General features: G+C 61.8%; 14 protein-coding genes. 8 read left to right on the top strand and 6 right to left on the bottom strand.

The window, feature by feature from the left end; all coding sequences use genetic code 11:
- Positions 1-46: 46 nt before the first annotated feature.
- Genes BT108_RS09625 through BT108_RS09615 form a run of 3 tightly spaced genes read left to right on the top strand, consistent with a single transcriptional unit; the run spans position 47 to position 8,860 of the window.
- Positions 47-2,101: a hypothetical protein gene (locus BT108_RS09625; RefSeq protein ID WP_143142455.1), complete on the top strand. Its 2,055-nt coding sequence runs from the start codon at positions 47-49 to the stop codon at positions 2,099-2,101.
- Complete coding sequence (locus BT108_RS09620) at positions 2,094-7,946, top strand: DEAD/DEAH box helicase (protein ID WP_072294363.1); 5,853 nt, start codon at positions 2,094-2,096, stop codon at positions 7,944-7,946. Before BT108_RS09625 ends, BT108_RS09620 begins: the two co-directional genes overlap by 8 nt.
- Positions 7,943-8,860 carry an HNH endonuclease gene (locus tag BT108_RS09615; RefSeq protein ID WP_072294323.1) on the top strand — a complete coding sequence of 306 codons (918 nt, stop codon included), beginning with the start codon at positions 7,943-7,945 and terminating at the stop codon, positions 8,858-8,860. The genes BT108_RS09620 and BT108_RS09615 overlap by 4 nt, the downstream gene beginning before the upstream one ends.
- A gap of 11 nt (positions 8,861-8,871) precedes the next feature.
- On the opposite strand, the gene BT108_RS09610 is transcribed toward BT108_RS09615, so the two are convergent.
- The 6 genes from BT108_RS09610 to BT108_RS09580 all read right to left on the bottom strand — a co-directional run bounded on the left by BT108_RS09610 (position 8,872) and on the right by BT108_RS09580 (position 16,968).
- Complete coding sequence (locus BT108_RS09610; RefSeq protein WP_072294322.1) at positions 8,872-9,318, bottom strand: very short patch repair endonuclease; 447 nt, start codon at positions 9,316-9,318, stop codon at positions 8,872-8,874.
- A 211-nt stretch (positions 9,319-9,529) separates the two neighbouring features.
- A protein-coding gene (locus tag BT108_RS09605; protein WP_255369686.1) for an IS3 family transposase occupies positions 9,530-10,641 on the bottom strand; the annotation gives its coding sequence in 2 pieces (ribosomal slippage) (positions 9,530-10,392 and positions 10,392-10,641; 1,113 coding nt in all).
- Positions 10,642-10,734: 93 nt separating this feature from the next.
- Complete coding sequence (locus BT108_RS09595) at positions 10,735-11,496, bottom strand: type IV toxin-antitoxin system AbiEi family antitoxin (protein WP_218184853.1); 762 nt, start codon at positions 11,494-11,496, stop codon at positions 10,735-10,737.
- 401 nt (positions 11,497-11,897) lie between these two features.
- The gene (locus BT108_RS09590) at positions 11,898-14,285 is read right to left on the bottom strand and encodes a TonB-dependent siderophore receptor (RefSeq protein ID WP_255369685.1); all 2,388 of its coding nucleotides are present in this window, start codon (positions 14,283-14,285) and stop codon (positions 11,898-11,900) included.
- A 635-nt stretch (positions 14,286-14,920) separates the two neighbouring features.
- On the bottom strand, positions 14,921-16,312 hold the full coding sequence (locus BT108_RS09585) for an ATP-binding protein (protein ID WP_072294318.1): 1,392 nt from the start codon (positions 16,310-16,312) through the stop codon (positions 14,921-14,923).
- Positions 16,312-16,968: a response regulator gene (locus BT108_RS09580; RefSeq protein ID WP_072294317.1), complete on the bottom strand. Its 657-nt coding sequence runs from the start codon at positions 16,966-16,968 to the stop codon at positions 16,312-16,314. Before BT108_RS09580 ends, BT108_RS09585 begins: the two co-directional genes overlap by 1 nt.
- A 511-nt stretch (positions 16,969-17,479) precedes the next feature.
- Between BT108_RS09580 and BT108_RS09575 the strand changes: the two genes are divergently transcribed.
- The 5 genes from BT108_RS09575 (at position 17,480) to BT108_RS09555 (ending at position 25,323) form a co-directional block, all read left to right on the top strand.
- A complete protein-coding gene (locus tag BT108_RS09575; RefSeq protein WP_072294316.1) occupies positions 17,480-17,695 on the top strand; it encodes a hypothetical protein in 216 nt (71 codons plus the stop codon).
- Between the two features lie 461 nt (positions 17,696-18,156).
- Positions 18,157-20,415 (top strand): adenylate/guanylate cyclase domain-containing protein, encoded by a 2,259-nt coding sequence (locus BT108_RS09570; RefSeq protein ID WP_072294315.1) that lies wholly within the window; start codon positions 18,157-18,159, stop codon positions 20,413-20,415.
- Between the two features lie 80 nt (positions 20,416-20,495).
- Positions 20,496-23,960 (top strand): TonB-dependent receptor domain-containing protein, encoded by a 3,465-nt coding sequence (locus tag BT108_RS09565; protein WP_083566349.1) that lies wholly within the window; start codon positions 20,496-20,498, stop codon positions 23,958-23,960.
- 20 nt (positions 23,961-23,980) lie between these two features.
- Positions 23,981-24,472 carry a hypothetical protein gene (locus tag BT108_RS09560; RefSeq protein ID WP_072294314.1) on the top strand — a complete coding sequence of 164 codons (492 nt, stop codon included), beginning with the start codon at positions 23,981-23,983 and terminating at the stop codon, positions 24,470-24,472.
- A gap of 137 nt (positions 24,473-24,609) precedes the next feature.
- The gene (locus tag BT108_RS09555; protein WP_072294313.1) at positions 24,610-25,323 is read left to right on the top strand and encodes a Crp/Fnr family transcriptional regulator; all 714 of its coding nucleotides are present in this window, start codon (positions 24,610-24,612) and stop codon (positions 25,321-25,323) included.
- Positions 25,324-25,811: the final 488 nt, after the last annotated feature.

Below are 25,811 nucleotides of genomic sequence, written 5' to 3'. Positions count from 1 at the left end.
CGTCAGCCGGCCCTGGTATATTGGTCGGCTCACTCGCCGGCGGGGCGTGCGCACCCCGGTCGACGTTGTGGCGATAGCGTCTCAAGAGGGCTGGGACCCCCTCGAAGATCCGCGAAAGCTTTTTCCGAAGCTCGGCCAAATCGAACTGGCGGGAGCGCTCCCCGGGGAAGGCAGTCCGGGCGAGTGGCTTGTCTTTCAAGTGACCGAAGAAGGGAGGCCGGGCGCCCGGCAGCTGCGCATCGGCCCACACCGGTTCGTGCCGCGCTTTGCAGATCTGAAAGACCTGGGATCAGTTGAAGCTGCGCGCTTCCTCTTTACCCGCCAAGGATGGGATGGCGCGGATGATCCTGGACGCTGGATAGTTCGATTCGCTGCAGATTACGCCCTCGCTCTTCATCTCGACCGCGAGCAGGACGGGCGGCTGCGATGTGCGGATCGAAGCCTCGGCAAGGTCGCTTGCATGCCGTTTGAGCAGGCAAACGTTGTTTCCCAGCCCGCTGCCGAGACGACGCAACTGCTCTACGACCCTGCTAATGCCGAACCTTTGGCGGTCTATGATTGGTCTTCTGACGCCGATTATGTTGCGCATGTCGTTCGCGCCCTTGCCGGTGCCAATGATCCCCGTCTTCCTGAACTCATCACTTGGCTGGAACTGCACCGCGACGACGTGGCGGGGCGAATCTCGGCAATTGGCGTCGATCCTGAGTTGGCCTATGAAGCGCTGCGTTCAGGCGAACTAGCCGCTCGATTGTCTGCCGATCGCGACGTTCTCGCTGCCTACTTCGCTACCGTCCGAGACGACCCGGGCATCGCCGCCGCGGTCGCAAAGGCGATCGCGCAAGAGGCCGAAATCGGGCGTTGTGAAGCAAGGGCCGCCTTCGAGCGTAAACTGGTTGACGAAAAAGAGGAGCGACAACGCAAACTCGACGCCGACCTCGCGGAGTTGCGCGCCAAGAGAGAGGGAGAGCTCCAGACGATTATGAGCGTCCGCGAAGCCGAGGCTCTCGTCGATCTCGATCGGCGTCTAGCGGATCGCCAGGCGGCAACCGTCAACGCGCTTGACGCCGATCGTGCCGCCGCAAACGTGGAAATGGCGAGGTTGCGCAAAGAGATCGACGCGCTGCAAGTCGAGCGCCAATCTCTCGTAAGCGCTGTATCGGCGCTGCGGTCTGATGCCGCCATCCGCGAGAAAGCCATCCGCGCCGCCGGTGCCGAGCTGGCCAGACTCGCCAGTAAAATGGCCGCAACAGAAGGGCGGGCAGCATTGATTGCGCGTCCGTTGACCGTGGTGTCGGCATCCGACGGCAAAGAGCGGATCGACCGCGCGGAACTTGGGCGACGAATAGCTTCCTGCAGCCTATTGACGGCGGCGGGCAAAGAAGCGACGGCGGCCTTCGCCGCCTACCTGCTCGCCGGAGAGGTGCCGATCCTCGAGGGGCCTGACGTTGAGAATTTCGTCCGTGTGGCCGAGTCCCTGATGGCGGCCGGGCGCCTCATTCCCTTCGACGCGGATACGACGGTTCTGACGCCCGAGGATCTCTGGTCGCGGCCAGGCTCCAATCTACCGTCGCAAATTGCTCAAGCGGCCGGCCACGCCGCGGAAGGACGCGTCTTCCTCGTGGAGCTGCGCGGTATTGAGCGATCTGCGGCGCGTCATTGGCATCCCGCTCTCGTAGCTTTGGTCCGGCGCGGCATGTTGCCCCGACCCTTGCTGCTCTTCGCAACGCTCATCGACCGGGACGCCGAAGAGGCCCAAGCCATTCCGCCCGGTGCCTGCCGCATGACCATCGAGCGCGCGGTCGTCGAGGCTGCCGGTCTGGCCGCGCCCACCTTGCTCAGTGGCACCGTCAACGCGATCGCCTGCCGCGTCGACGTCGGTGAGCGGCCAGACGACCTGTCGCCCGCGACGGCGGTGCTGACGGCGCTGCCAGAGATGGAATTGAGCATTGCGACGGCACTACGGGTCGCCAGGATCGCTGTTGAAGCGGCGGCGCTCGCTCCCGAGGCCAGCGACGCGATGTTGAAGGCGGCGCGCCGCTTCTGCTGCGAGATCGGCAGCGTCCGAAACGACGAAGCCCGTGGGGAGGCCGACCGTGCTTGATCCGATTGGTGGTTTCAATCGCATCCAGGACTTCTTCACATCCTATGTCGAGACCAGCTTTCGCATATCCGATCCGGCCGTTCAGGCGGCTCGCCACGAGCTGCTCGGCCGCCCGGACGTCTTCGCGACGCTTCCCTTCATTGAACCGGTCCCTCGCTATCGCTCAAGCGAACTGAGCCTCGAGGATCTGGTCGACATGGCGCGAGGTCCGCTGGAGCCTTTGAGCCGCGCTGGCCGCCTCGCCTTTGTAGAACTGGCGTTGTCGGGATTGTTCGAGGGCCGCCCTAACGACGGCGAGCTCAGACGGGCTTCAAGCTATCCGCCATATCAGCATCAAATGGAAATGCTGACGCGCGGTGTGCGGTCGGGTAAACCCGGGATCGTCGCGTCGGGAACCGGCTCAGGGAAGACCGAGAGCTTCATGCTGCCCGTTCTCGCGGCAATCGCTAACGAAGCCGTGTCCTGGCAAGCGCCCTCGCCAGGCTACCTGTCAAACGACTGGTGGAACACGCCGCGCTCGCGGTGGGTGCCGCAACGGACTGGCGAAAACCGCACGGCGGCCGTTCGCGCGCTCGTGCTATATCCCATGAACGCTCTGGTGGAAGATCAGATGGTGCGGCTCCGCCGAACTCTGGACTCCGACGATGCCCGCGGCGTCATGGATCACCGCTTCGCCGGCAACCGCATCTTCTTCGGTCAATATACCGGCTCGACGCCGGTGACCGGCTACGAGCGCCACCCCCGGATTGCAGGAGAGCAAGCCGAGCGCGATCGGCGGGCGCACCGCCTGCGGCAACTCCGCCTCGCGCTTTTAGAGCATGAGCAGAATCAAGCTGCAGCGCGGCGTCACGACGCCGAAGCGGCCGAACGGGCCCGGGCGGAAGGGATGAGGTCGCCCGACCTCACGCGATACATATTCCCGTCGCTCGACGGCGGGGAAATGCTCTCGCGCTGGGACATGCACGCAAGTCCGCCCGACGTACTCGTAACCAACGCCTCGATGCTCGGGGCGATGCTGTCGCGGGAAGTCGAACAGGGAATGTTCGAGCAAACCCGCGGATGGCTCGAGCAAAATGACGGTGCCTATTTCTACTTGGTTTTCGACGAGCTACACCTGATCCGCGGCTCGGCTGGAACTGAGGTGGCATTTCTCGTCAAATCGTTAATCCAGCGCCTTGGTCTTGACCGGCTCGAGCACCGATACAAGCTTCGCATCCTCGCCTCTTCGGCCTCGCTGCCGATGGATGGTGAACGAGGAGAGCAGTCGAAACGCTACCTACGCGATATGTTCGCGCCGTTCGGTACGTGCAGCGGCTCTGAGGATCCGGGCTCGGAAGCGACCGACTTCTGGTCCGATTGCGTGGTCCGCGGCGTTCCGGAGCTGCCCCAATGGGAAGGCGGACGCGTGCCGGCTGAGCCGTTCGAGGCTCTGTTGGCAGCCTGTTCGGGCGGCGTGGACTTTGTTGCAGGCCTGGAAGATCCCTCATCAGCGCAACTCGCCGTAGTGGATGCGGCACGCGCTCTGGGCATCGCCGACAACCAGCGCCTTGTTTCAGCTTTGGCTGAAGCTGCGGCGGCCGTGCTGACCCAATGCTGTCGAGAAGGCGAGGGCGTGCGCGCGCACTCGATCGCCGATGTGGCCGAAACTGCGTTCGTCGACGGGGGAAGCCAGGCGGCGGTCCGGGGCCTTATGCTCGCGCGAGCGCTTCCGGAATCGGCAGCTTTTCGCGGAACGGCCGACATTCTCCCCGCGACGCCGTCGTTCCGGCTTCACTGCTTCGTCCGCAACATCGAGGGACTTTTTGCGGTGCCCTCGGCAGATGACAAAAACCGCGTGGAATATTCGAGCCTGAGCGTTGACCGCGGGCTATCCCATGCCGCGCCTGCGCCGGGCGAAGCGCGCGGACGCAGGCTGTTCGAGCTGCTGTATTGCGAAGCATGCGGTGATCTTTTGATCGGAGGCCAGCGCGGTACGATCAACGGCGGGCGGCGCGAGACGGAGCTACTGCCGGCAACGGCCGAACTTGAGAACCTGCCGGAACGGGCCGCTGCCGAATATTACGACCGCATGACGCAGGATCAGTTTGTAGTGTTTTGGCCGCGAAGAACGACCCCGCAGCTTCCCGAAAGCGGCTTCGACACCTGGGAACCCGCAAGCCTCAATCCCGAGACCGGGGTGGCAACAGCCGGATACGACGTCCCGGCAGGATCGATTACCGGTCATCTCTATTTCCAGGCGGATGCTGCCGTTCAACGGCGCGGTCGCACAATTGGGGTGAAGTCGGCGCAGCCATTTTGCTGCCCGAAATGTGGGACAGATTATTCCAACCGCCCTCCAACCAGCAGATCGCGCTCTCCGATCAGGGCGTTCCGAACGGGCGTAAGCAAGGCGTCGCAGCTCGTTGCGACCGAACTCTTCGAACTGCTCTATGCGATCGGTGCCGACCCGAAGAGCATCGTCTTTTCCGACAGTCGGCAGGATGCAGCCAACCAGTCTCTTGAAATCGAGCGGTTGCATTTGCGTGATTTGCGCCGCGAGGTGCTCGTCTCTGTGGCGCGCGCTTATCTCGAACGCCGCACCACCGAAGCATTGGATCCAGACGAGACGGCCTTGCGCATCCGCGAGTTGATGAGCACCGACGTTCAGGCGGGCCTGGACCTCGCGGCGGCGCTGCAAAGGCAAAACACTGATCGACAGGTGAGCGTCGTCAACCGCAAGGTGCAGCTCTCGCGTATATTTGAATATCAAGCCGACGACGTCGGCGACGTCGGCGAGCTCATCGCCGAATATGTGCGTCTCGGCGTACATCCGTTCGACGAGGTTGGTCTCCAGACGTTCCGCGGCAGACCATGGTATGAAGCCTTTCAAGAAGTGGGCGGGGCGATCCGCTATAATTCGGCGTTGTCCGACACCGACCGCCAGCAACTTTGGCTCCGGATATTTCAGGAGCAGTGCGAACTTGTCGACGACGTTATCTTCGCCAACACGTTTTTCGCGTTGGAGGAAACGGGGCTGGCCTATCCATCCACTTCGCCCGAGGCCGGTCAGGATGTTGATCGCATGGACGCCTGGTTGAGGGTCTTCGCCAGCGCCACGCGCGTGCATGAAAACAAGTTCTTCGACCCGACGCGCGCGCGTGAGTGGCCCGACGCCTCCGCAATCCCTCCGACTAATCGTGTCGCGCGCTTTGCTGGCGCAGTGTTTGGCGATGACGGCGGAGTTGGTTTGGATGATGTGCTTCGTCGATTGAGCGGCCTCGGTCACCAGAACGGCGTGATGCGCGTGCAAAACGTCTATCTGCGGATTGCCAGCGAGCCCGATCCCTACTGGCGCTGCGGATCGTGCGAGCGCGTCCACATGCACCGAGGCGTCGGCTTATGCACTCGGTGCTATGACCCATTGCCACCCGATCCGACAGGCCCCGTCATGGATCTATGGCGGTCCAATTTTTTGGGCCGCCGTATCGCTCGAGGACGAGCAGGCGGCGTTCGACGCTTCCGGCTGCGGTGCGAAGAGCTCACCGGGCAGACCGACGACTTCGCTGACCGCCTTCGAAAGTTCAAGGGCATCTTCGTCGAGGGCGAAAATGCAGTTTCTCGGCGCGCCCGCGAGATCGACATGCTCTCCGTGACCACGACCATGGAAGTCGGCATCGACATTGGCTCGCTTCAAAGCGTCTATCAGGCGAACATGCCGCCGCAACGCTTCAACTATCAGCAGAGGGTCGGTCGAGCTGGTCGGCGCGGCCAAGCTTTCTCGCTCGTGGTCACGTTCTGCCGCGGGCGCAGTCACGACGCCTATTATTTTGCGCATCCCGGCGCGATCACCGGCGATCCGCCGCCTCCGCCTTTCTTGGCGGTCGATCATGATCCCATCCCCTTGCGTCTCTTGCGCAAGGTGTGGCTGCGCGCTGCGTTCGATCTCCTCCGCCGCGAATATGAAGCGCGCGGCGTGGGGTTCCCAAGCGACGGGCTCGTGCCGCCGGACGTCCACGGCGAATACGTCCCGACGGACGAATATTATGCAGACGTCCCAAGCGACGACTGGCCGGCTGAGTTGCGGCGCTCGCTGCAAGCTACTGAGGCGGTTCGCGAGGGCTTCATCGTAGCCGCGACCATTGACGGGGCGCAAAGGGACCGTTTGCGGCACCACGCCACGGTAGACCGCCTTATCGATGAGATTTGGGCTGAGCGCGAATTCCGGCCGCGTAACATGCGGCGTGGTCTGGCGCAGTTTCTCGCTGAGCGAGGCCTGCTCCCCATGTACGGGATGCCGACGCGCGTGCGTCAGCTCTATCTGGGCTTGCGGCCGGAAAGCGACGAGAGAGACGCAAACTATGACTGGTCGACGATGGATCGCGACCTTGATATGGCGGTCTTTGAATTCGCACCGGGTTCGATTCTCACCAAGGACAAGCGCAGGCATCGGGTCGTTGGTTTCACCGGCGACCTCTTGCCGCCAGAGCGGCGGGGACGCGACCTGCTCATCGCCGCGGCCTCGACCTGGCGCGAATCAGATCATCACGTCGCGCTCTGTCCCATGTGCGGATCGGCTCGCTATTCCGTTAATCAGCCTATCGAAGCGCTCGCCTGCGAAGACTGCCTCGCGGACATTCCGAGCGAATACTTCCTGCTCTACATTACGCCGGCCGCCTTCCGGACCGACTTCAGACCCGAACGAAATGATCTCGATACGATCGGGCGCATGGCGACCCGCACGGTCGCGACGGTCTTGCATCATGGCGAGATGGTCGAAGTGGACAACGTCCGCGTCCGCCGCGGGGCGGGCGTGACTATCATGCAACTCAACGACGGGCCCGATGGCGATCAAGGAGGAGCGGAGCGGTTCACGATCATCGAGGCCGAGGATCTTGCCGTTCCAGTTCCGCCCTCCCACGCAATGACCGAGCTGCACGCAATCCAAGCGATCGATCTTGACCATGCCTCCGATCAGCGCAGTGCCGGCCGGTGGGCGACGGACCCCAACAGCGTCACCACGTTCAGCCTTATAGCTAAGAAGGAAACCGACGCGCTATATCTCGAGATGATGCATTTTGATCGTCGGCTCACGCTCGATCGGGTCGCCCGGCGCGGCATGAATTCCCATCTTCCCACACGAGCTGCAGCGATCAGCGCGACGCAAATGCTGGTGCAACGGGCGGCGATCGAGCTCGACGTCTCAGCCGACGAGTTCGAGGCGCTGGAACCGAGGCTGCGCGACGGCCGGCCCATGCTGCAAATCGCTGACGCGCTGATCAACGGGTCGGGCTTGTCGCGGCGGCTCGGGGCGAACGCCGGCGGGAACAGGCCCTACATCATCGATGTCGTTCGCAGCCTCGTTTCGGATGCAGCCACATGGCCGTTGATCGATCTCCTGGACAATAATGAGGAAGCGCACGCTACGCAGTGCCAGACATCCTGCTATCGCTGCATTCAACGTTACAGCAATCGACCATATCACGGGCTGCTCGATTGGCGGCTCGGGCTCTCCTATCTACGCGCGATGCTCGAGCCCGACTACGCATGCGGGCTGAACGCGGCTGATTTGCAGCATCCCGAGCTTACGGGCTGGCATGAACGCGCGGCTGCTCTCGCAGAAACTGTCGCGCAGATGCGGCCGGGCTCGCTTTCCTCCGGCGTGCACCCTGCGACAGGTCTGGCCTGTCTCTATGAGCAAGGTCAGCGGGATGCCGCCCACACAATTGTAATCAGTCACCCGCTCTGGAAGCAGGACGGTCCAGAAGGCGTAGCGCTCGGCGGCGGCGAAGCGGTCCGGTTCGTTGACACGTTTGAGTTGGAACGACGCCCACTGCGCGCGCTGGAAAATTCTCGGAGCACTCGGTGAAAGCCGTTTTCGACACGAAGGCCGGATCACCCTACGACGACGAAGCGGCATCGCGCTATCATTTCCCCAAGCGCTTATATTGGGACACGATGCTCGCGGCGCGAGGAGACTGGATCGTCTATCGGGAGCCGCGGGAGAACGACGGCTCCATGGCCTACTTCGCCGTGGCTAGGGTCGCAGACATCGTTGATGATCCGCGCGACGCGGCCCACGCTTATGCATTGATGACGGACTACCTGCTCTTTGATGCGCCAGTACCATTCAGCTCGCTCGGGCGATACGAGGAAGGGCCGCTTCGCTCTCTTCCCCAGCGCGCGGGTGTAGGCGTTGCGCTGAGGGGACGATCGGTAAGGCCGCTGGCGGACGAGGACTTCGCAGCAATCACCTTAAAGGGACTATCCATGACCTTGGCTCCCGCGAATGCAATACGACTGCAGCTAGATGTACCAGCGCTTGACTTGGCCGAAGAAGCAGCGGCGGCCAGCGATCCTATCGAGCGCGCCCGCCGCGTCGCGCAGCTCCTTCTCAATCGGCCAGTGCGGGACGCGAACTTTCGACGCGCGGTGTTGGCCGCCTATGCCGACACTTGCGCCATTACTGGTCTGCGCATCATCAACGGTGGAGGGCGCGCAGAAGCGCAGGCGGCGCACATTGTCCCGGTAGCCGAGCAAGGACTCGACATAGTGCAGAATGGCATTGCCCTGTGCGGCACCGCACATTGGCTATTTGACCGCCATCTCATCTCTATCGGTGAGGATTTGCGGCTGTTGGTCGCACACAATCAGCTGCCGGAGCATTTGCGACGCACCTTCTTGCCGACAGATAGACGGCTAATATTGCCAAAAGACGAACGCCTCTGGCCGGCCGCGCATTTCTTGGCTCATCACCGAGAACGTTTCGCCAGCGTCCATTGAGGTCGGGATCGTTAATCTCGACCGTGCGTCGCTCTTGCGAGTTGTCGCTCCAACTCGGGAACGTCTCGCAAGCTGCATTCCCATAGGACGAGCACCTTCCAGCCCATGCGTTTGAGGGCTTCCTCCGCTCGTGCGTCCCGCTCGACGGTCCGCGCGAACTTGGGTAGCCAATAGTCGAGCCGCGTCCTCGGTGTGGTTGCGCGGCTGCACCCTGTATGCGTGTGCCAGAAGCAGCCATGAACGAACACCGCCAACCGGTAGCGGGGAAAGACAAGATCAGGAGACCCTGGTAGGTCGCACCTGCCGAGTCTGAAGCGCAGCCCCATCCGGTGCGCCGTTTGCCGGACAAGTAGCTCGGGCCGCGTGTTTTGCGAACGCACCGCCTGCATAGCCGCCCGCCGCTGGTCGGGGCTCAGATTGTCGATGCGGCCTGGGCCGTGCGCCTCTGATCTTGGCATTTGGCCCTCAATCTCTCGAATGGAGCTTGGAGGCTCTGGAATCTGAGAGTGCCATTGCCCTTTCTTTTATCTAGACCTCACCATTGGCGTGGAGCTCTCCTACCACATAGAAACTCCAAGTGTCATGTTGGAGTTGACTCTTTTTCGTGGATGGTTATGGGCTTGATTTCCGAGCTTCCTGACGTTTCCCCGGGGAACGGACAGTTTTAAGCTAGAGGCGGACCGCTTCATTGGTTTGCACTGACCTTTTCTTGACGAATTCACTCGGGGTCAGATGGCCGAGCGAGCCATGGGGACGGTGGTGATTGTAATCCTCCTGCCAAGCTTTCAGTTTCTCACGGGCATCGTGCAGGGTGATGAATTCATGGAGATTGAGGAACTCATCGCGCAGCCGCCCGTTGAATGACTCGATCAACCCGTTATCCGTGGGCTTGCCCAGCCGGGTGTAATCGAGCTTGATGCCTCGGCGATAGGCCCACTCGTCCAGGGCCCTGGAGGTGAATTCCGTGCCATTGTCCACGGTGATCGCCTTGGGCCATCCCCGCTGTGCCGCAAGCCGATCCAGGGCCTGGGCAACGCACCGCCTGGACAGCCTGAAGTTGGCCTCCAGGCATACACTCTCGCGACTCCACTGATCGATGACGGCGAGGATGCGAAATGCCCGGCCGTCTTGCATCGGGTCGTGCACGAAATCCATGCTCCAATGCTGATTCGGGCCGGTGGGCATCTGGGGTCTGCCGCGCAGCAGCGCGATGCGCTTGCGGCGTTTGACCTTCATGCGCAGTTGCAGCCCCTGTTGGCGGTAGAGCCGGTACACGCGTTTCTTGCCCACCTGCCAGCCTTCGCGCTTGAGCATTACCAGTATCCGTAGATAGCCGAACCGGGGACGATTCATGGCGATGTCGCGAATGCGCTGGCACAGTACGCTCTGATCACGCGCCCTGCTCCTGGCATACCACACCGAGCGTGCCAGCTGCGCCAAGTGGCAGGATCTTTGCACACTGATTCTGAAGCGCTCCTGCATCCAGGCTGCCAGCTCGCGCCGCCTGGCAGTCTTCAGAGTTTTTTTCGCACCACCTCCTGCAGGATCTGCGTGTCCAGTGTCAGGTCGGCCACGATGCGCCGCAGCCTTGTATTCTCTTCCTCAATCTGCTTGAGCCTGCGCAACTCGCTCACGCCCAACTCCGCGTACTTCTTCTTCCAGGTGTAGAACGTGGCTTCCGATACGCCAAGCTGTCGGCATACATCGACCACCGTCTGGCCGCCGTCGGCCAGACGCAATGCGTAGACAATCTGCTCCTCCGTATATCTCGACCTTTTCATCGCTTCTCCTCGCCCCGCTCGGGGCCTCGGGAAGCAATCCTACCTCCAGTTCCAACCCGTATCAATTTCCCGGGAGAACGTCAGTTTCTCCTATCAATACTCCGCCTCCACATCGATGTTGACGGCGACTTTCCACGTCTCATCGCGGGGCGTGCCTGCCATGGCGGCGGCCAGCAGGGGCGTGACCTGCCGTGCGTGAGTGCCTACATAGGCTTTCAGGGCAACCGCTTTATCCGGCGCGCCGGCCTGCTCCAGAAGATAACCAAGACGCTGCGCCCATGGCAGGGGCGCGGAGCCGGCGATGGCTTCCAGTTTGTCGGGAGCGATCATTTCGGAAAGCTCTGAGAGCACGGTAGCGACTTGATCCAGCCCGCCGGCCTGTGCCTGATAGCCCACGAGATCAAAGGCCGTCGCCTCGGGCGACGAAGCGAGGATCGTGCCCCGGGGCGTGTTGAAGCTCTGCGTCGGAATAGCCGCGAGGTTCTTGCGGACGAAGAATGCGACGCGCACCTTTCCGCATACGATCGGCCGGCGCACCTTGGCGACCATGATCTGGAATTCCTGCGGTCTGTGGTGGGCGGCCCCATGAAACTGTGCGGCTGAGAGAAGGCCAGTATAGTATTGAAGGCCCTGACGCTTCATCAGTTCCGGTATGAACTGCTCAGCCGGCAGGCAGCCCAGCGCGCGGTACTCTGGCGGGACGATGACGTAGAAGCCGCGGCCCGGTGATGCGACCAGTCCCTGCTTGGCCAGGCGGTTGAGCGCCAGCTTCGCAGCATCGGCGCTGACACCCATTGCCTCCCGGGCGTCCGCCGACGAGAACAAATATTGCCCGCGCGTGGCAAGACCGTTCACCAAATCCCGAACATGAAGAGTATTTTTATATTTTATTCTCGTAAAGTATCATAAACCGTTACTTTGCGTAAATGTTATACACGGCCCTCCTTCATATTTAACATTGTCAGAGGTTTTTTATATGATATTGACATAGAGATCGCACTATGAAGTGACAGTGACGGACCACGCAAAAGCCGGCAATCCATCTCCCCAGTAATGCCATGAATGTCGTGAACCGAGCGCCACGGTGCATCGGTATGCCTTGGCTGGAGCCGTATCAAACGGGAAAGCCGGCAGTGGAAAAAGATGAACGCCTCAAGGGCGTCCGTAAACCATGAATGAGCCACCCTGAATATTGGGCAGCTCAATGGGGAGTTCGGGTCGTTCCCTCCTGGATGACCTGTTCAGATGCATCCCGTCTAGAAATTTGCAACGACCGCCAGGCGATAGATACGAGGGGCGCCGGGCAGAAGATTGTTGTTATTGTGGGCGGACGCAACATAGTCGATATTGGCCAGATTCTCGATATTCGCCTGCACGCGCAGAGTCTTGTTGATCCGTACGAACATCGCTCCATCGAGACGTGTGAAGCCCGGCAGCAGCACGGTATTGTCGAGGGACGCATACATGCTGCTGCGATGGATCACCCCCAGCCCCAGCCCAAGGAAAGGCGTGAAATCATATCGATTCCATACGGAGACGGTGTGCCTTGGAACCTGCGCCACGACGGCTCCCGCCCGCGCTCCCATGATGGCCCGTGTGATTTCGGCATCGGTATAGGCATACCCTCCCATCACGCTCCATTGGGGAGTGATGCGTCCCATGAGCCCGATCTCCGCCCCCCGGCTGCGCTGCCCATCCACCAGCATCGTCCGGGTGGGGTCGCCCGGAACAGGCGCGATGACATTGCTGCGCTCGAGCTGATACAAGGCAGCCGTCAATGAAAGATCGGGGCGGATATCCCATTTCGCGCCAAGCTCCAGGTTCATGAACTGCTCCGGCTTCAGGGCCTGGTTGCTCAGGGTGAGCGAGCTCAGCTGATCGCCCGCACGCGGCACGTAAGCCAGACTGTAGTTCCCATAGATGGAAACCGGTTCCGCCGGCTTGTAGATCAACCCGACTCGCGGCGAGAGCAGCCCGTCGCTGGCATGAAATCTCTGGCCGTTGCGATTGTTCACGAAATTTGCATCGAAATTGTCATAGCGGATGCCGAGAACGGCTTTCACCTGGGGCAGCAGGGTGATCTGGTCCTGGGCGTAGACACCCACAACATCCACCACACCGTGATTGTCCGCATCCGTCGCGCTTTGCCTGAAGGTGACGGGTGTATTTGTCATTGGACTGAAAAAGGATACGCTGGCACTCGTACTAAGATTGTTGAAATAACCTGTATTGCGGAAGTTATCCGAAACCTGGCGGCCGTATTCCACTCCCGCCATGAATTCATGCGCAATGCCCCATGTGCTCAGCTTGAACAGCAGGTCGGTCTGGGTGAAGAGATTCTCCCGTTTCGTCAGGTTGTTGTATGCCGCGAGCGCGACCGTCCCGGTGGCGTTCTCGGCGCTCGCCACGCCGTTGGCGAAGATGTTCTGATAGAACTTGTCATAATTGGCATAACGGGTGCGGTTGCGTATCGTGATGCCATTGTCGAAAGCATGCTCGATCAGCGAATTGAGCGACCATGCGTCGACGTGCGTCGGACTGTTCTCGGCATTGCCGAAGAACGTGGACCGATGAGTATTTGCCATGCGGCCGGAGTTGACGATACCGGATACCGTTCCAAAGGAAGGGACACCGCGATCCGCCGTGCGGCGGTCGAAGAAGTACTCTCCGCCGACCACTATCTTGGTCTGCGCGGTGGGCCTGAAGGTGAAGGTGGGGTTGATGCCTCCGCGCTCCATGTCGACCCCGTTGCGATAGCTGTTCGAATGCTCGTACATGGCATTGAGGCGGACGGCGGCGACATCTTTGATAGGTTGTCCCAGGTCGACAGCAATACGCTTATGGCTGAAGGCACCGTACTGGGCCTTGATTTCCCGCACCGGCGTCCAACCAGCTTCCTTGGTAACCCGATTGATCACGCCCCCAGCACCACCGCGTCCAAAAATCATTCCATTCGATCCTTTCAAGACTTCGACCCGATCTATATTGTAGAGATCCCGAAAATATTGGACGTCGTCGCGGAGACCGTCCACAAAGAAATCCCCGGTCGTGCTGTTGCCGCGGAAAATCACGGTGTCACGATTGCCTTCTCCCTGCGAAGGCGCGACGCCGGGCACGTATCGCACCACATCCGTCATGTTCTGCATGGAAAGATCCCGGATCACGTCCCGGGTTAGAACGGTGATGGACTGGGGAACATCCCGCAACGGGGTGTCCGTTCGGGTGGCGGCGAAACTCCTCACGGCCACGTAGCCGTCCGTCGCCTCATTTAGGGTGCCTGCAATCACTTCAATGGGCGCCAGTACCGCGGGCTGCTCGCTCGCTTCCCGCGGCTGCCTTGCCACCACATATCCCCCGGCGTGCGGTGCCGCCTGCAGACCGCTGCCGGCCAGCAGGCGCTCCAGGCCCTCCTGAGCTGAAAACCGTCCCTTCAGCCCTTGTGTCGCGATGCCCTCCACGTCCGCGGGAATGTATGAGATATCGATGCTCGCCTGCTGCGAAAAAAGGTTGAGCGCATCCGCCATTGCACCCGACGGGATGCTGTAGGCGATGGCGGAAACCTGAGTGGACGGAGTGGATTCCGCAGCGGCCACACCGGGCAGGACCAGCGAGGCCAGGCCAAAGACGATCAGCGCGCGACGCACGGAGCCCGCCACGCGGAGAAGACAGAAACCACGTACTGCCGGCAGCCGACTCTGTTTCCGTGCGGGTTCGCAGCATTTGGCGACAAAAACGGAACCGTTGTTTCTCATAGCACAACCCTCCAGAAGGCACATCAAGAATTGGCTGGCTTGCCAGGAGCTCTGGCGGGCTGGCTGGGATTAAAGACACAACTCATATTCGGGCGATGGCATTGGAGACCGGGGACGGAAAAACCCGCGATCCTCGCACGGCATCCCACGCTGCGGATGTGGATGACGAAGCGCGATCCGGTTGTCCCGGAATCAATGAGTGGGAGCAGTGGCGCTTGCCTGGGAATCGTGTGCAGTTCTTCCACGATTGCTTTACGGCGACCGGCAATCGTTCCCATGAAATAAAAATGCCAGATTAGCTGATGAAGCTTATGCAATCCTTATGAGGATGGATGCCGGTCGACCCAGGGGATGGCGACAGGGTGCGCCGATCGGACGGATACTGGCTGGAACGCGGAAGGAATGCCGAAAACCGATCTCCCCGAATACGAATGGGTACTCGGGGGACGGAAATTCGAGAGAAAGCCGCTGGCCCGACTATGTTGGGCCGCAGCGGTCGTCGCATTGATTTCTTGCGTGACTTTCGATCATTGCGGACGATTGAACGCCTGCTGAGAGGGTTCGGGTGTGTCGTTGTCGAGTGATGGACGTGGCAGATAGACGATGAAGGAATTGCCTGCTCCGTCACTTCGTGTCCGTAGCCCAACCTGTCCATGATGCTGCTGCACGATGTCGCTGACGATGGCCAACCCCAGGCCGTTGCCGGCGGTGTTCCTGCTGGTGCTGCCGCGATAAAAGCGCTCGAAAACCCTTTCGCGCTCGACGCCGCCGATGAGACTGGCGCTATCGCGTACTTCCAGTACCACAAACAATGAATCCAGCCAGGCAAGGACATCCACCCTGCCATGGGGCGGAGAGTAGCGGATGGCATTGTCAAGCAGATTTCCCGTCATGATGCGCAGGTTTTCCTCATCTCCATTGACGAGTAATGGCTGACTCGCCGAAAATCCAATATCTATCTTCTTGGCCTCAGCCTGGCCTATATGATCCTCGATGGTCAAGCGGATTACCCGATCGAGGTCGATCACCCGGTACTGCCGGTTGGGCTCGAACCCCAGTCTGGTCAGGGTGAGCAGCTGCACCACAAGCTTGCTGGCGCGGGTGATGCCGCTTTGCAATCCGCCGAGCGCCTGTTCGCGCTCCTGGTCGCTCTGGGATCTTGCCAGGATATCCAACTGCAGCTGCAGCGCTGTCAGCGGAGTACGCAACTCATGAGCCGCATCGGCGGTAAAGTGCTGCTGCGACGTAATGGCGTCACCCAGCCTCGTCAGCAAGTGGTTCAGCTCCTCGATGGCAGGCCGTATTTCTATGGGCAGCGACTGGGTATCGAGGTGTTCCAGGCTGGCGGCGGAACGCATCTGGATGGCATGGGACACCTTATCCAGGGGCTGCAGGCTCTTGCCTACCGCAAACCAGATGAGGCCGCCGATCACAGGAATCTGCAGCATTAACGCATACAGCAGATTGGAAGCCAGTTCCCGGATGTAAATATGCCGGGCCGCCTGCGGTTGCGAGACCTGTACGAGACCTGCCCCGGTCTGCAAGGAATACACCCTCCATTCTTCCTGCTGGTAACGCGTGGTGAAGAAACCGTTCTCTCCCTGACGTGGAAATGCGATGAGGGGATGGGAGGTATAGACGGCGTCTCCGACGGAATTCCAGATCTGGATCAGAAACTCTTCCTCTTCCCGGATCTCGTCGTGCAAAGCGTTGTCGCCGGTATTCGGAATCGGATGATCAGGCAGATGAAACACGCCGTGTTGGGCACCTATCACGGTTGCCAACTCTCGCATATTGCTATCGTAGAGCTCGTTGATCTCCTCCGCAGACTCGATGTAGAGGAATACAGCGATCACAAGAGTGCCAAGTGCAAGAGCCGCCAGCAATGATCCCAGCAAGTAGCGGCGTATGGATCTCATTATTTTTTTATGCAATAGCCCATGCCGCGGATATTGATGATGAGATGGGACCCCAGCTTCTTGCGAAGCTGGTGAATGTGAAACTCGACAACATTGCTTTCGACTTCGTTTTGCCATCCATAGAGACGCTGCTCCAACTGAGCGCGAGACCAGATCTTGCCTGGAATCTCGAGCAGTGCGTACATGAGGGCATACTCTCTGGCCGATAGGGAAAAAGTGGTCTCCCGGTAGTGGAGCAGCTTGCTTACGGTGTTCAGGCTGAATTCTCCGCTGCTGAGAACGGCATTCCCATGCCCGGTTGCGCGACGCAGCAGGGCGCGTATACGCGCCTCCAGCTCTGCCGATGCAAAGGGCTTGATCAGGTAGTCGTCTGCTCCGGCATTCAATCCTGTGACGCGATCTTCAACCGCATCGCGAGCGGTCAGGATCAACACCGGAACGACATGCTTCCTGGCGCGTATCTGCCGGAGCAAATCGAGGCCGCTGCAGTCAGGCAATCCCAGATCCAGCAGGATCAGCGCGTAATTCTCCGTTGCCAGGGCAAGTTGTCCGCTGGCCGCATCACGACACCAGTTGATCGCATAGCCGTCTTGCCGGAGCAACTGCTCCAGGCTGCTGCTTATCATCGGGTCATCTTCGATCAGGAGAATTTTCATACAGCCCTTCTGCGATTTTTTTGCGGCGGCCGGCCGATATCGATCGATGGAAAATGGGCAATGCCAAAATATCCGATGAAACTTAGACAACCCTTAGAGAGCCTCATTCGCGACCCTTTGCGGACGGATCGAATGCCGAGGGAAGGAACCGAGGGAAGGAAATGTGACATTCGAGATGCGCCGATCGACACAATAGTAAAGTAATTCTTTACAATTTATGGGGATCCATAAAACCCATAAACCTGCCGTTTTACGGTGCCAAGGCCTTCTCTTTCCTTGCATCAGCTCCGCAGGGAAAAGTGAATACTTTTCCCCGATATGACGGACATAAAGAATAATTTTTATAATTAATATATTGCAGGTATCCACTACTCTTCCCGCCCATGTATGTGGTAAATCGCACAGAATCGATCCCTATCCTGTAGGACACTTGTTGATAGTTGGAGCTTTTCACGCAAAGTTTATGGTATATTAAACATTGCTAAACTTTAAGAATGAAAGCGAGAAATCCATGGTACAAAAAGAGGAACAGCCCAAATTGATAGACATGCTGGGATTGAGCGGTGATCCGTCGAGCGAGAGACTGCTGGATGAACTGCTAGCCCGTCTGGATGAAGAGGAATCCATTCCGTTCCCCAAGAAGAAGGGATACGCATGCAAGCTCTCCCTGGCTGCGGCGCGATACCCTGGCAGCATCGCAATCAAGCCCGACCCTGGTAAAAACTAGCCACACGGGATTCCGACGGTCGAAGCCGACGGGATCCATGCAGCATGGCCTGCCGTTCCTTCAATCCGGCGGCGATCATGCCCTGGGCTACCCGTCGCATGAATCCCGATTTTCCGGGGCTCTGCCCTGGCGCCTTTTCCCTCCCCTTCTTCCTGGATGACCTGATCCGGCGGAAAGGGCGTCCTGCACCTGCAATCCGTGCATGCGTGCATTGCCGATATGCTAGAATGGTTATTTGACGGTGTGATTTTTCTCACAGTCAGGATGCTCCGCATGCCGTTATTCTGCATCCGAGTATCCCGTCGTACACTTCCCCGGTGCTGTCGTCCGACAGCCTTGTCCTAGAAAAACAATAACGCTGCAGGCCTGATCCGGCGAGTCGGCGGGTGATGCCCATCGGACCGGATCGCTGGCCTGTGCACTCCCTCAGCATATTCCGTACCGGTTGGCATCCAGAGACTATGGCAGCATGGATCAGGCGTCTTGTGATGGGGTTGCTCGTCGGCACGCTCGGCGTGCTGGCCAGCTGGACGCCATGGGGATCCGAATGGGAAAAGGGCCTGGGGTTGTCGTGGCTGTTCCAGTTGCGCGGCGCGACGGCTCCGCCGGTCAATGTGATGGTCGTTGCGATCGACAAGCTTTCTTCTGACGAACTGGGATTTCCTCCGATGCCCGACCGATGGCCCCGCGGGACGCATGCCCGCCTCATCGAAAAACTGTCGAATGCCGGCGCCCACGCGATCGCCTTCGACCTCAGGTTCGATGTTCCGGGCGCCGTCCCGGAGGATGATGCGAAGCTGGCGGCTGCGATGCGTGCTGCCGGCAATGTCGTGGTCGTCGAAAGGCTGGATCGGATTCCCCTGGCGGGCCGATCCCAATCCATGCACTTCAGCGGATCGATGGAAACATCCGCCGCCCTGCTGCCGGAGATCGCCGATGCGGCCGCGGCTCGGGCCCCGTTTCCCCTGCCGCGGGCCGCGCGCGTGAACGAATACTGGACGTTCCGGCCCGATGCCGGCGATACCCCCACCCTCCCGGTCACGATGGTACAGCTGGTGGCACTAAAGGCCTACGAGGACTTCGTCCGCCTGCTGCATCGCACCAGCCCCGCGCATGCGCGGAGCGTGCCGGCGCACCGGGATGCCGTCGTGATCGACGACCTGATCCTCACCCTGCGCGGCCTGTTCAGCGGCGACCCCGGGATCGTCCGGCGCATGACCGACGCACTGGATCACGATCCGGACATCGGCGTGCGCAACCGGCATCTCATCCGCGCGCTGTTGAACCTGTATGCCAGTGACGAGCTGCACTATCTGGATTTTTACGGCCCACCACGCACCGTGCCAACCGTCCCCTACCACGTGGCACTCGGGGATGCCGCAGGCGCCTCGCCTGGCGTGGCCGATTTCGCCGGCAAGGCGGTCTTTGTCGGCTATTCTGCCGCCACCCAGCCCGAACAGGACCGGGTGCGGGACGACTACCACACCGTGTTTTCCCGCACCGACGGGCTTTATATCAGCGGCGTCGAGATCGCCGCCACGGCATTCGCCAATCTCATGGACGGCCGCGCCATCCGCCCCCTGTCCTTCTCTTCCCGGCTGGCGCTCGTGTTCGCCTGGGGGTTCGTGCTCGCCGGTACGTACGGCATCCGGCGACGCCCGGGCGCCTTCGCCCTGGATGCCGTCTTCGTGATCGCCACCCTGGCGTGGGTAGCCGCATATGTCGGCATCGCCCGCCACCGCTTCGCCGCGGACGGCACCTGGCTGCCGCTCGTGATTCCGCTGCTGCTGCAGGTCCCGCTGGCCGTGTTCGGCGTCGTCCTGCTGCGGTACTACGACGCCTGGCAGGAACGCAAGGCATTCAAGGCGGCGGTCGGGAAATTCCTCCCCGAGCGCGTGCTTGCCGAGATATCCCGGAGCACGGACGCGGCGGTGCCGGACAACCAGCTGATCCATGGCGTCTGCCTCGCCACCGATGCCGAGATGTACACCACGCTCGCGGAGCGCATGGAGCCCGCCCGGCTCGGGGTGCTGATGAACGATTACTACGCGGTCCTGTTCGAGCCGGTGGAACGCCACGGCGGCATTGTCTCGGATGTGGTGGGAGACGCCATGCTGGCGATATGGAGCAGCGCCGCCGCCGATGCAGCCGTGCGCAGGCGGGCATGCCTGGCCTGTCTCGACATTGCCGCCGCACTGGAGCGCTTCAACCGGGCGCCTGGCAGGCCGCCGCTGCATACCCGCATCGGGCTGCATTCCGGAGAAATGCTCCTGGGCCGCGTCGGCGCCTTGCAGCACTATGAATACCGCGCCGTGGGCGACATGGTGAACACGTCGAACCGCATCCAGGGTCTCAACAAGCACCTTGGCACGCGCCTGCTGGTGTCGGAAAGCGTCGTCGCGGGATTGGACGATTTCGTGGCGCGCCCGCTGGGCAGCTTCCTGCTCGCGGGGAAAACGTCGCCGGTGCGCGTGCTCGAACTGCTGGCGCGCAGGGAAGACGCCAGCGCGGCGCAATTGTGGCTGTGCGACGTCTTCGCCCGTGCGGTACGGGACTACGAGTCGCAGGCGTGGCCGCAAGGTTGCGAGAAATTTGCGGAAATCCTGGAAGCGGTTCCCGGAGACGGCCCGGCGCGGTTCTATCTGGAGCGCTGCCAGGATTACCGCGCGGCAGCCCCGGTGGGGCCATGGGACGCATCCATACGGATTGCGGCGAAGTAGCATGAAGGCAGAGACGGCACGAGGGAGCGGCCGGCCCATGTAATCCGGGCAGGCCCGACAGGACAAGAATTCATACGACAATGAACGGATATCAGGGAGAACGGCATACACGGACGAGCCAGCGGGGCCGCACCGCGGCAGGCGTGCTGGCCGCGGCGGTGATCGCGCTCCAGGGCTCCGCAGCCTTCGCGGCCGCGCCGTGCGCATCCGCCGTCGCGCACGTCGTGTCGGTGCAGGGCATCGTTGAGGTTCGCCGCTTCGAGGAAAGGATCTGGCAGCTCGCGCTGCTGAACAGCGCACTGTGCCCGGGGGACAGTGTCCGTGTGCGCCAGCACAGCCGTGCAGCCCTGCGGCTCGGCAACGAGACCCTGCTCAGGCTCGACCAGAAAACCGCGCTGACCCTCGGTGCGCCCGAGGATGGCAAGACCCTGCTGGAAATGCTGAGCGGCGCCCTGCACGCCCTGACCCGTACTCCCCGGCCCTTCGGCGTCAGAACCCCTTTCCTGAACGCGGGCATCGACGGCACCGAATTCGCCATCGGCATCGATCCGGATCGTACCCGGCTCGTGGTCTACGAGGGCCGCGTCTCGGCCGGCAACGAGCACGGGCGCATCACGCTCGGCGACCATGAGGCAGCCGTCGCCGCCAGGGGCGAGGCGCCCCGCCCGGAAGGCCGCATCCAGCCGACCGACGCGGTGCAATGGGCGTTGCACTATCCAGCGATCCTTGCCGGCTGGAAGGAAGGCTCGCCGGGCGAGGCGCCATCCGCAGCGCTGGGTGCAGCCGTCGCCCATCAGCAGGCAGGGCAGCCGTCGGAGGCCCTGGCAGCGATCGCCGACCTGTCCCCGGATCGATACACTGCGGACATCCTGGCCTATCGGGCAGGGCTGCTGCTGTCGGTCGGGCGCGCCGACGAGGCGGACGGAGACATCGCCCGGGCGCTCGCGCTCGACCCCCGCCACAGCGGTGCCCATGCACTGCGGGCGATGATGCGGGTGGTGCAGAATGACAAGGACGAGGCGCTTGCTCTGGCCCGGCAAGCGGTGGAGTACGACCCCGGCTCGGCGGCCGCGAGGCTCGCGCTGTCGTATGCGCAGCAGGCGCATTTCGAGGTGGAAGCAGCCCTGGAAAGCGTGCGCCAGGCGACCATGCTCGACCCCGCCAATGCCCTGGCCTGGGCGCGCCTCGCGGAACTGCACCTGGCGACCGGCTACGCCGACCGGGCGCTGGCGGCGGCGCAACGCGCCGCGGAATCGAACCCGAGGCTGGCGCAGACGCACACGGTCCTCGGCTTCTCGCACCTTGCCCGGATCGACACCGACGCCGCCCGGACTGCCTTTGCCACCGCGATCGGGCTCGACTCCTCCGACCCCATGTCCAGGCTCGGCATGGGCCTGGCGGAGATCCGCGACGGCCGGCTCGAGGCGGGACGCATCGAAATGGAGATCGCCGCCAGCCTGGATCCCGCCAACTCCCTGGTGCGCAGCTATCTCGGCAAGGCCTACTTCGAGGAGCGGCGCTATCCACTCGCTGCCACGCAGTTCGACCTGGCGAAGGAGCGCGATCCGCGCGACCCTACTCCCTGGCTGTACGACGGCATCATGCAGCAGACCCAGAACCGGCCCGGGGAGGCGCTCGGGAGCCTGCAGCAATCGATCGACCTGAACGACAACCGCGCGGTCTACCGTTCCAAACTGCTGCTCGACCAGGACCAGGCAGCCCGCGGATCGAGCCTCGCACGCGTGTACGACAACCTCGGCTTCGAGCGGCGCGCGATCATGGAAACGGCGCGCTCCCTGACGCTGGATCCCGCCAGCCACTCGGCGCACCGGTTCCTGTCCGACGCCTATCTGGGATCCCCGCGGCATGAGATCGCACGGGTCAGCGAACTGCTCCAGGCGCAGCTGCTGCAACCCATCAACGTGAACCCGGTGCAGCCGCAGCTGGCACTGGCGGATCTCAACATCATCACCGGCACCGCTCCCGCGGCGGCAGGCTTCAACGAATTCGCCCCGCTGATGGAGCGCAACCGGCCGCAACTGGTCGCCTCCGGACTCTTTGGAGGACGGGGGACACGCGGCGCCGAGACGGTGCTGTCCGCGCTCTACGGGCGCGCCTCCGCCAGCATCGGCCAGTTTCACTACAACACCGACGGCTTCAGGCCCAACAACGACCAGAAGCACAACGTCTACAATGCCTTCCTGCAGTTCGCGGTGACGCCCCGGTTCAACGTGCAGGCCGAGGTGCGCACCCGCAAGAGCGAGCACGGGGACCTGCTGCTGGATTTTGGCAGGGCACCCACCCTGGACCGGCGCGACCTGTCGGAAGACACGGCGCGCATTGGCGCGCGCTACGCCCTGTCCCCGCATCAGGATCTCCTCGTCTCCGCCAGCTACCGCAATCGCAGGGAGCTCCAATCCTTTCACACGCCCGCCTTCATCCGCGGAGAGGCGGTGCACGACAGCGGCTACCAGGCGGAGGCCCAGTACCAGCTGCGGCAGGAGCGGTTCAGCGCGATCGCCGGCGGCGGCGCCTATCGTATCGATGCGGACAGAGCGTCCGAGACCAGCTTCGCTCCGCCGCCATGTCCCCCCGAGCTCTGCCCTCCCATTCCCCCGATCCGATCCGATCTGCCGGGCTTCAAGCGGGAACGCAGCAACGGCTATGTCTATACGCACCTCCACCTTCCCCGCGACTTCACCCCTACCCTCGGCCTGGCCTACGACTGGTATGCGGAGGCTCCCGACGCGATGGCGCCGTCCGAGAAGAGGCTGAGTTTCGGCAGGCTCAATCCCAAGGTGGGCCTGCAGTGGGACGCTTCTTCCCGCCTGCGGGTGCGCATGGCGTGGTTCCAGACGGTCAAGTCGGCGCTGATCTCGCAACAGACGCTGGAGCCGACGCAGGTGGCCGGCTTCAACCAGATGTTCGACGACGTGAACGGCACCCGCGCCACGCGCGCCGGCGTGGGCGTGGACGCGCGCATAGCGGATGCGCTGTACGGCGGCGCCGAGGTTTCCCAGCGCGATCTGCGAGTTCCCGTCGTCAAGCCCGTCACGCAGACGCTGGACTATTGGCAGAGCCAGCACGAAAAACTCTACCGTGCCTACCTCTACTGGCTGCCGCATCCGAACTGGGCGCTCAGGGGAGAGTACCAGTTCGAGAGATTCTCGCGCGAATTGCTCCCCAGCAGCGCCACGCCTCAATCCGACATGCCCATTCGGATCGAAACATCGCAAATCCCCCTCGACATCCGCTACTACGATCCCTCCGGCGTGTTCGCGCAATTCAAGACCACCTACGTACGCCAGGAACTCGAGCGCATGTCGTCTCTCCTGTACACGGGAAGTAGCGACTTTTTCATGCTCGACGCCGTGCTGGGCTATAGATTCCCACGCCGCAGGGGTATTCTCAGCGTGGAAGGAAGAAACCTGCTGGACGAAGCCATCGTCTTCCGGAACATGAATTTCGAGACCTCTGAGCCCCTCTATAACCAGCGCTACACGCCGAGGCGTACATTCTTCGTGCGCCTCACCCTGAATTTCTAACAGCAGAAGGAGACACCACGATGAAGACGAGCCTCGCCACCCTTACGGGAATACTGATACTGAGCGGATGCGCCGCCCTGCACGCGCAATCCCCATCCGACCAGGCGCGCAAGCCGGCCCCAGGCTACAGCGACGGCCATGACCACAAGAAGGACGACCCCTACGTCCGGGCGCTGCCCAAGGAGGCGGAGGCGGCGCTGGCCAAGGCAGGCGTGAAGGACAGCACCATCGTCGCCGCCATCGACCAGGATGGCGTCATACGCCTGCTGATACCGGAGAACGTCAAGCACGACAGGGTGACCTTCGATCAGAAGAACCCCCTGGCAAACAAGGGACTGACGGGGCTGGGCTCGATCTCCCTCGCCAGCTACCAGGGATCGCACTGCTACGTCTGGAGCGACGGCACCGTGGTGGACAAGAATGGCAACATCGTGATACAGGGTCGCGGGGGCGGATTCGTCAGCGGCGGCACGGCCTACTCGGTGTTCTGCCTGGTATATCATCAACACTGACGCGCCATGAATCACGGCATGCATGCGTGGCGGCACCGCTTTCCGGCGATCCCTGCGCCGACGCGCTGTGCGTGGCATGCCGATACCGGCCCCCGGCGGCCCTGCCACGCCGTCGGGAAGGCCACTGGAGCTGAATCATGACCACACTGGACATACCCATCGAGCGCGCCCGTATCCTGCTGACTGCCATCGCCGAATTCGCGGACCTGCCGCCCGCCGAACTGGAAGCGATTTCCCATCCCTGCCGCTGGTACCGGTATGCGGCAGAAGAGCACATCATCCGCTACCAGGACACGACCAACAGCGCCTTCTTCATCATCCAGGGCGCCATTCGCGTGACCTACTACGCCGTATCGGGCCGTGAAGTCATCCTCTGCGACCTGTCGGGCGGCGACATGTTCGGCGAACTGACCGCCATCGACGGCCAGGCCCGGTCGGCGAACGTGGTCGCCCGCTCCGATGCACTGGTGGCGATCATGCCGGCGTCCGACTTCCTGGATCTGCTCCAATCCAATCCGCGCATCTCGCTTGCCATCCTGAAGCGCCTGACGCGACACGTACGCCGCCTGACGGAGCGTGTGTTCGACTACAGCACGCTGTCCGTGCGCGACCGCATCCACGTCGAACTGCTGCGCCTTGCACGCCCGGCCACCGCGCAAAACCTGAGCGTGATCTCACCGGCACCCACCCATGCGGATCTCGCCAACCTCGTGAGCACCCACCGCGAGGCAGTGACCCGCGAACTGAGCGAACTGACCCGTTGCGGATTGCTCCAGCGCAAGGGCCACGAACTGCACATCCTGGACGTGACGCGGCTGGCCCGCATGGTGGAGCAGGCCCGCGGGATCTGAACGTCCACCCATGGCTCGCCGCCCGCCATCGCCTTCCGGGCACGACAAAAAGCAGGCGGGACGCGTGAAATGAGATGCAACCCATCGCAGCGTTTTCCGGGAGATTCTTCCGGGAGATGATGGGTTGCGCTACGCTCCACCCATCCTTGTATGATCAGAGATATTCAGATTTTGTTTGTGATGCAAGTAAGATGATGCTTCACTGGGGAAGCCGTCCCATCCTGAAGACAGGTTTTTTAAGGTCTGAGCTTGTGATGTAGATTGGCTCCCCGCCCTATTCGCCAATACCGTGGAGTATCCGAGGCTTTGAGCCTGTATACACAAGGATGGTAGGCGCGTGTGCAGGGTCGGGGAACCCGTGACATTGTATCGCGACTTCATTCGAGGATTCATCATGACACTTCAAACGACTGAACCCGGAACACCTGCACAGATTGCTGTTCCCGTTGCTGCTGGTATCGATGTGGGAGCCACAGAGCTATTGTTGG

It is taken from the genome of Nitrosovibrio sp. Nv17, assembly GCF_900119085.1.
Lineage (GTDB): Bacteria > Pseudomonadota > Gammaproteobacteria > Burkholderiales > Nitrosomonadaceae > Nitrosospira.
Note: the sequence above shows the minus strand (reverse complement) of the source record. Positions and strands in the feature narration are given on the sequence as shown.

Bases quoted from the DNA above. Each gene is read 5' to 3' on its own strand.
- BT108_RS09610 (WP_072294322.1), bottom strand. From the start codon at position 9,318: ATGCCAAGATCAGAGGCGCACGGCCCAGGCCGCATCGACAATCTGAGC.
- BT108_RS09585 (WP_072294318.1), bottom strand. From the start codon at position 16,312: ATGAGATCCATACGCCGCTACTTGCTGGGATCATTGCTGGCGGCTCTT.
- BT108_RS09580 (WP_072294317.1), bottom strand. From the start codon at position 16,968: ATGAAAATTCTCCTGATCGAAGATGACCCGATGATAAGCAGCAGCCTG.
- BT108_RS09575 (WP_072294316.1), top strand. From the start codon at position 17,480: ATGGTACAAAAAGAGGAACAGCCCAAATTGATAGACATGCTGGGATTG.
- BT108_RS09570 (WP_072294315.1), top strand. From the start codon at position 18,157: ATGGCAGCATGGATCAGGCGTCTTGTGATGGGGTTGCTCGTCGGCACG.
- BT108_RS09565 (WP_083566349.1), top strand. From the start codon at position 20,496: ATGAACGGATATCAGGGAGAACGGCATACACGGACGAGCCAGCGGGGC.
- BT108_RS09560 (WP_072294314.1), top strand. From the start codon at position 23,981: ATGAAGACGAGCCTCGCCACCCTTACGGGAATACTGATACTGAGCGGA.
- BT108_RS09555 (WP_072294313.1), top strand. From the start codon at position 24,610: ATGACCACACTGGACATACCCATCGAGCGCGCCCGTATCCTGCTGACT.